The organism is Labrenzia sp. R5_0 (assembly GCF_017743835.1).
Taxonomy (GTDB): domain Bacteria; phylum Pseudomonadota; class Alphaproteobacteria; order Rhizobiales; family Stappiaceae; genus Roseibium; species Roseibium algicola.
Map to the genome: position 1 here is coordinate 1 of NZ_JAGHRK010000019.1, position 5,647 is coordinate 5,647.

The following is a 5,647-nucleotide window of genomic DNA, read 5'->3' on the forward strand; positions in this document are numbered from 1 at the left end:
TGATCAACCAGCGCATCGCCAAGCTCGCTCGGCGCCGAGCACTCGGCAAAGCGGGCTTCGCAAAGAGCCAGAACCAACAACATTGATCGGAAACTGACCGCACCGCGGTCTACGCCGGATGCTTACGGGAGTCCATAGAGAGCTCCATATGGAGTCCGTATGCGGTTATGAGATTTTGCCGCGCGACACGGGAATGCGCCGTTGGCCCAATGAAGTGAAGGGGCGGCTTGTCGCGGAGACCTATCTTCCCGGGGTGACAGTGAACGAGGTCGCCCGGCGTGTCGGCATGAAGCCCAACCATCTCTCGGCATGGCGGCGTTTGGCGCGGGAGGGCAAACTTGTGGTGCCGGATCTTCCGGGAGCGGAGTTTGTACCGGCCGTTCTGGAACCGACTCCGGCGCCCGTTCAAGAGGATGCGAAGCCGCTGGCCGCGGTGGAGATCATTTACGGCGGAACCATAATCCGGCTGGAAGCTTCCGTGAGCCCGGACAGGATTGCTGGGATCGTACACGCTCTTGGGCGTGGATCATGATTTTCCCCTCGAACCGGGTGCGTATCCTGGTGGCGACAAAGCCAGTCGACTTCAGAAAAGGACATGATGGGTTGAGCGCCCTGGTCCAGTCCGTTTTGCGCAAGGACCCGTTCACCGGCACGGTTTTTGTGTTCCGGTCCAGGCGAGCCGACCGCTTGAAGCTCCTGTATTTTGACGGCACCGGCCTGGTGATGGCTTACAAGCGGCTGGAAGATACGACCTTCACCTGGCCCGCCGTTCGGGATGGTATGATGTCGCTGAACCATGCTCAGTTCGAGGCACTGTTCTCGGGCCTGGACTGGCGCAAGGTGAAGGCATTGGAGGCTCGTTCTCCGGCTGCGGCAGAATGAATCAGGTACCGGAAATGGCGGGCATCCGGAGCGGTCCCGGGCTATTCTCGGCCCATGCCTTCCACTGTCGCCATCGATCTTTCCGCGATCCCCGCTGACCAGCGTGATGCTGTCGCCGCGCTCCTGCGCGAAAGGGATGCGCTCAAGGAGATCAACAAGCGCCTGGAACATCTGGTCGCGGAATTGAACCACGCGGTTCACGGCAAAAGGTCGGAGAAGCTCAGCGAAGATGAACGGCAATTGGCTTTCGAAGACCTCGAGACTGCCATCGCCGAGGTTGAGGAAAGCCAGGACGAGCGGCACCCTTCCGAGGGCAAAACCCGCCGTCCGGCCCGTCGCAACCGGGGCAACCTGCCGAAGGACCTACCGCGCATCGAGCGTGTGATCGAACCCGACAACCTGCAATGTCCCTGCGGTTGCGGAGTGATGCACAAGATCGGCGAGGATCGCACGGAGCGGCTGGACATCGTGCCCGCACAGCTGCGCGTGATCGTCACCGTCCGCCCCAAATACGCCTGCCGCGCCTGTACCGACGGCGTCACGCAGATGCCGGCACCGGCGCATCTCATCGAAGGCGGTCTGCCGACGGAAGGCGCCATTGCGCATGTTCTGGTTGCCAAGTACGCGGACCATTTGCCCTTGCATCGTCAGAGCCAGATCCTTGCCCGGTCGGGCATCGATATCCATCGCAGCACGCTGGCCGACTGGGTCGGCACTGCCGCGTTCCACCTCGCCCCCGTGGTCGAGCGGCTGGCCGAGCATCTGAAGGTGTCGACCAAGCTGTTCATGGACGAGACCACGGCGCCGGTGCTGGATCCGGGCCGCGGCAAGACGAAAACCGGGTATCTATGGGCCTTGGCCCGAGACGACCGCGCCTGGGGCGGGGACGATCCACCCGGCGTGGTCTTCTTCTATGCGCCTAACCGCCGCGGAGAGAACGCGGAGAAAATCCTTCGTGGCTTCGACGGGGTCCTGCAACTTGACGGCTACCAGGGCTACAACTGCCTGACGCGCTCGTCCCGCAAGGGCGGCGATCCGATCCGCGTGACCCATTGCTGGGCCCACGCACGGCGGAAACTGAAGGAGGTCTTCGACCGCGACGGCTCCGAAATCGCCGCCGAGGGCCTGCGCCGGATCGCTGAGTTCTACAGGGTCGAGGCCGATATCCGCGGCACGGCGCCAGGGCAGCGGCACTCGGCCCGGCAGGCCCGCACCGCGCCTCTGGTCGACGCCTTCGGACTATGGCTGCAAGAGCAACGCCTCCGGGTCTCCGCCAAGTCCTGCCTTGGCGAGAAGCTTGCCTACATCCATCGTCACTGGGATGGTTTGCAGACCTTCCTCCACGACGGCCGTGTCGAGATTGATAGCAACAGTGTTGAGAATTTGATCCGGCCAATTGCATTAAACAGGAAAAATGCATTGTTCGCCGGCCATGACGAGGGCGGCCGCACCTGGGGCCGCATCGCATCGCTTATTGAGACCGCGAAAATCAACAACGTCGAGCCCTTCGCCTATCTCAAGGCCACCCTCGAAGCCATTGCTGGCGGCCATCCAAAAAGCCGGATCGACGAACTTCTGCCATGGAACTTCACGCCGTCAAACTGAAACCACGTGGGCCGCAGACGTCGCTTACGGTTTTCAAAAATTTAAGCTCATTAAATCCCAATGACGTTTGCTTAACTGTTGCGATATAATATTACTAATCATGCCCATACGTCTTTCCATCACCATGATGGTGGTCAGGTAAATCTTCGCCAGTTACAAGTATTTCTGCAGGCACTTGCAAACTAGTTTTGTCTTCAAATTCCAAGGTAAGAGAAATCTCAGATATTCCTTCGAAACCTACATTTTCCCTCTTTAGTTCTAGGTAAATTCCAGAAGGCCTCATCATAAGCTCCGCGTGCGCAGGTATAGTTAGTGGGTATTCAACAAATACAGGATCGACATCAGAATAATTTACAGAATAAACTGAAGCAACGCCAAGTTCTTCGGAATATATTTCTGAAATATTTACTGCTTGGTTAGTTCCATTCCAAATAGTAACATATCCAAATAATGTGTCCATATTTGACACCGACCTAACTACATTTGCATGCTCAACCACTAACTTATTTTCTGGGAATGTATGCTCCATTTGAGCAAAACTTTGCTGAAGACTGCCGCACCAAACAGAGATAATAGCGGCTGCCTTTACCATATCCTTCTTCATTGAAAGCGTTCACCTGAAGGCGTTTGCCAAATGGAATCTCAACAACCAAATTTGGTTTTGCTGTTCCACTTGAGTAGTCGGTTTAACAGATAGTGTGTGATAGGTTTGGACTCAACGGTATGATGACTTCCTGAGCCACATCTAGTTGTCTAGTATCTCGTTGGCAAACGCAGTTCTTCGATAATCAATTTACGCGATTGTGACTTATTGGCGCAACAGGAGGCTCGCTGCAATGAGAATTCCCCTCTAGGTGATTGATCCGAGAGTTTGATGGCGCAGTGTTGTCTCCCGAATGGAAGGAGGATCTATGCGACATGTACTAAACCGAAGCGCCACAACGACAGAGGCGGTCCGTCGAGCAATACGAAATACTCAACAGAGCCTAAGGACGCTTTCGAAGCGTTACAGGATCAATCAGAAACTGCAATCGTCGTTCATTTGTCGCTGTTCTGCTAAACGAATATGGGAACAACTGATCTGTAGAAATTGAGACTTGATCTGACATCTCGGTTTTCGAGCTGAGGGTTACCGGCTTTGATGGTTGTGACCAAACAATCATCTCAAGCCCAAAAGGTAACCCTCATGTATGAGAGTAACGAACGGATCATCAAACACAAAGTCGGTCTTCTAAACCTGGCCGAAGAGCTTGGCAATGTGAGCCAGGCCTGCAAGGTGATGGGGCTCTCCCGTGACACCTTCTACCGTTACAAGTCAGCTGTTGAGGATGGCGGTGTTGAAGCGCTTCTGGACAAGAGCCGGCGCAAGCCCAACCAGAAGAACCGCGTGGATGAGCAAGTCGAAGCCGCCGTCCTGGACTATGCCCTTGAGCAGCCAGCTCATGGACAGGTTCGTGTTTCAAACGAGCTGCGCAAGCGTGGTGTCTTTGTCTCCCCATCCGGCGTTCGCTCTATCTGGCTCCGGAACAACTTGGCCAACTTCAAGCAGCGCCTGAAGGCCCTGGAAATCCATGTGGCCGAAACAGGCACGATCCTGACAGACAGCCAGGTCGCCGCTCTTGAGAAGAAGGCCCATGACGACGAGGCCTGCGGAGAGATCGAAACGGCCCATCCCGGCTATCTGGGCTCTCAGGACACGTTCTATGTCGGCACCATGAAGGGCGTCGGCCGGATCTATCAGCAAACCTTCGTCGATACCTATTCCAAGGTCGCTTGCGCCAAGCTCTACACAACCAAGACACCGATCACGGCTGCGGACCTGCTCAATGATCGTGTTCTGCCATTGTTTGAGGAGCATGAGTTACCCTTGCTGCGTATCCTGACCGACAGAGGCACCGAATATTGCGGCAAGGCAGAGAGCCACGATTACCAGCTCTATCTGGCAATCAACGATATCGACCACACAAAGACCAAGGCAAAATCACCGCAGACGAACGGTATCTGCGAACGCTTCCACAAGACGGTCTTACAGGAATTCTATCAAGTCGCATTCCGAAAGACCGTCTTCGAAACCATCGATGACTTGCAAAAGGAGCTGGATCTATGGATTGATCACTACAATCGCGAACGCACGCATCAGGGCAAAATGTGCTGTGGCAGAACGCCCATGGAAACCCTGGCCGATGGAAAGAAGGTTTGGCTCGACAAGAAAATAGACCAAACCTGATCTGACATACACAGCCTCAAAGGCGGTAACCGTCAGATCAAATCGAAACTTCTACAACTGATCTGAGTTCACTCTCTGTCCAGCAATATGGTTCGACATAACTGTGCGCATCAACTTAACGATCATCTTGGCTAACGACAACACAGGTATTCATTCCCTGTTGAAATCCCCAATTTCAGACAGATCGACACCAATTTCCGCCTTGTTCGGATCCTGTGCCCACAGCTGTTGCCGGAGTTCACTTTTTGGGTCTGATCCCGCAATATCGTTTTCCGTTCCCGTCGCACCTATTTTTGAGCCTGTCGGGCTCGGAGCTGCCAGGTCAACGCTTTCGCCTGGATCTTCCGCCGCGAACACATATTCCCCGTCAAAATACCCGGTCTGGTACGTCTCGATGGCATCTTCAAACGCCTCCGGTACCGGCGTGCCGTACCACTTCGTCACGACCTTGTAGACGCGGGCAAACAACGCTGTCCCAATCTTGATGTTGTTGCAGGTGTCGAACACGTCCGCGGAGACCTGAGACTTGTCCGCAATGCCAATGCCAACCGGATATTGCGTGATCCCGACACGGACGACGGCTTTGCCGAGGTGATCCTGAACCAGCTTCATGGCCTCTTGCGTGGAATTCGTCTTCGGCACCAGATATGTCTTCGATCCCGCCCGAACCGTCACATTCAACGCGTCCTCCGAGCCGGCTGCTGCGATGAACTCTTCAACGATGGCAGGGGTCAGGGAGGGATCGGCACATTGTTCTATCAAGGCAGCATCTATCATGGGTTCACTCGTTGAATGCGATCACCAGTGGCACATCGAACAGCTTTGCCCATGCCGTGACGCTGGCGCGTTGAATGTCGGTAATGTTGCTTTCACCCGTCCACCAGCCGTTGCCGATCGCAACGATTGCGTCTGAGCCCATGGCCATGGATTGCA

The 5,647-nt window shown here is 55.3% G+C and carries 6 protein-coding genes and 2 pseudogenes; 5 read left to right on the forward strand and 3 right to left on the reverse strand.

Translation table 11 applies throughout. The features are described from left to right. Positions 1–148 precede the first annotated feature (148 nt). From J7447_RS31010 to J7447_RS31020, 3 genes are read left to right on the forward strand one after another with little or no spacing between them, the layout of a single operon-like run. Entirely contained in the window at positions 149–532 is a 384-nt protein-coding gene (locus J7447_RS31010) for a transposase (protein ID WP_209171768.1), read from the forward strand. Continuing rightward, positions 529–882: an IS66 family insertion sequence element accessory protein TnpB gene (gene tnpB, locus J7447_RS31015; RefSeq protein WP_023001579.1), complete on the forward strand. Its 354-nt coding sequence runs from the start codon at positions 529–531 to the stop codon at positions 880–882. Before J7447_RS31010 ends, tnpB begins: the two co-directional genes overlap by 4 nt. A gap of 54 nt (positions 883–936) precedes the next feature. Next, positions 937–2,487 carry an IS66 family transposase gene (locus J7447_RS31020; protein WP_209171769.1) on the forward strand — a complete coding sequence of 517 codons (1,551 nt, stop codon included), beginning with the start codon at positions 937–939 and terminating at the stop codon, positions 2,485–2,487. A gap of 94 nt (positions 2,488–2,581) precedes the next feature. On the opposite strand, the gene J7447_RS31025 is transcribed toward J7447_RS31020, so the two are convergent. Next, positions 2,582–3,091, reverse strand: coding sequence for a copper chaperone PCu(A)C (locus J7447_RS31025; RefSeq protein WP_168693780.1), 510 nt, complete (start codon positions 3,089–3,091; stop codon positions 2,582–2,584). Positions 3,092–3,398: 307 nt separating this feature from the next. Here J7447_RS31025 and J7447_RS31030 point away from each other — a divergent pair. Together J7447_RS31030 and J7447_RS31035 are read left to right on the forward strand one after the other, a co-directional pair. Continuing rightward, positions 3,399–3,512 (forward strand): annotated as a pseudogene (locus J7447_RS31030) (IS481 family transposase); the annotation flags it as partial. A gap of 161 nt (positions 3,513–3,673) precedes the next feature. Beyond that, positions 3,674–4,714: an IS481 family transposase gene (locus J7447_RS31035; protein WP_168693779.1), complete on the forward strand. Its 1,041-nt coding sequence runs from the start codon at positions 3,674–3,676 to the stop codon at positions 4,712–4,714. Between the two features lie 150 nt (positions 4,715–4,864). On the opposite strand, the gene J7447_RS31040 is transcribed toward J7447_RS31035, so the two are convergent. Continuing rightward, positions 4,865–5,491 carry a conjugal transfer protein TraH gene (locus J7447_RS31040; protein WP_168693778.1) on the reverse strand — a complete coding sequence of 209 codons (627 nt, stop codon included), beginning with the start codon at positions 5,489–5,491 and terminating at the stop codon, positions 4,865–4,867. A 4-nt stretch (positions 5,492–5,495) separates the two neighbouring features. Beyond that, a pseudogene (locus tag J7447_RS31480) lies at positions 5,496–5,647 on the reverse strand (conjugal transfer protein TraB); the annotation flags it as partial.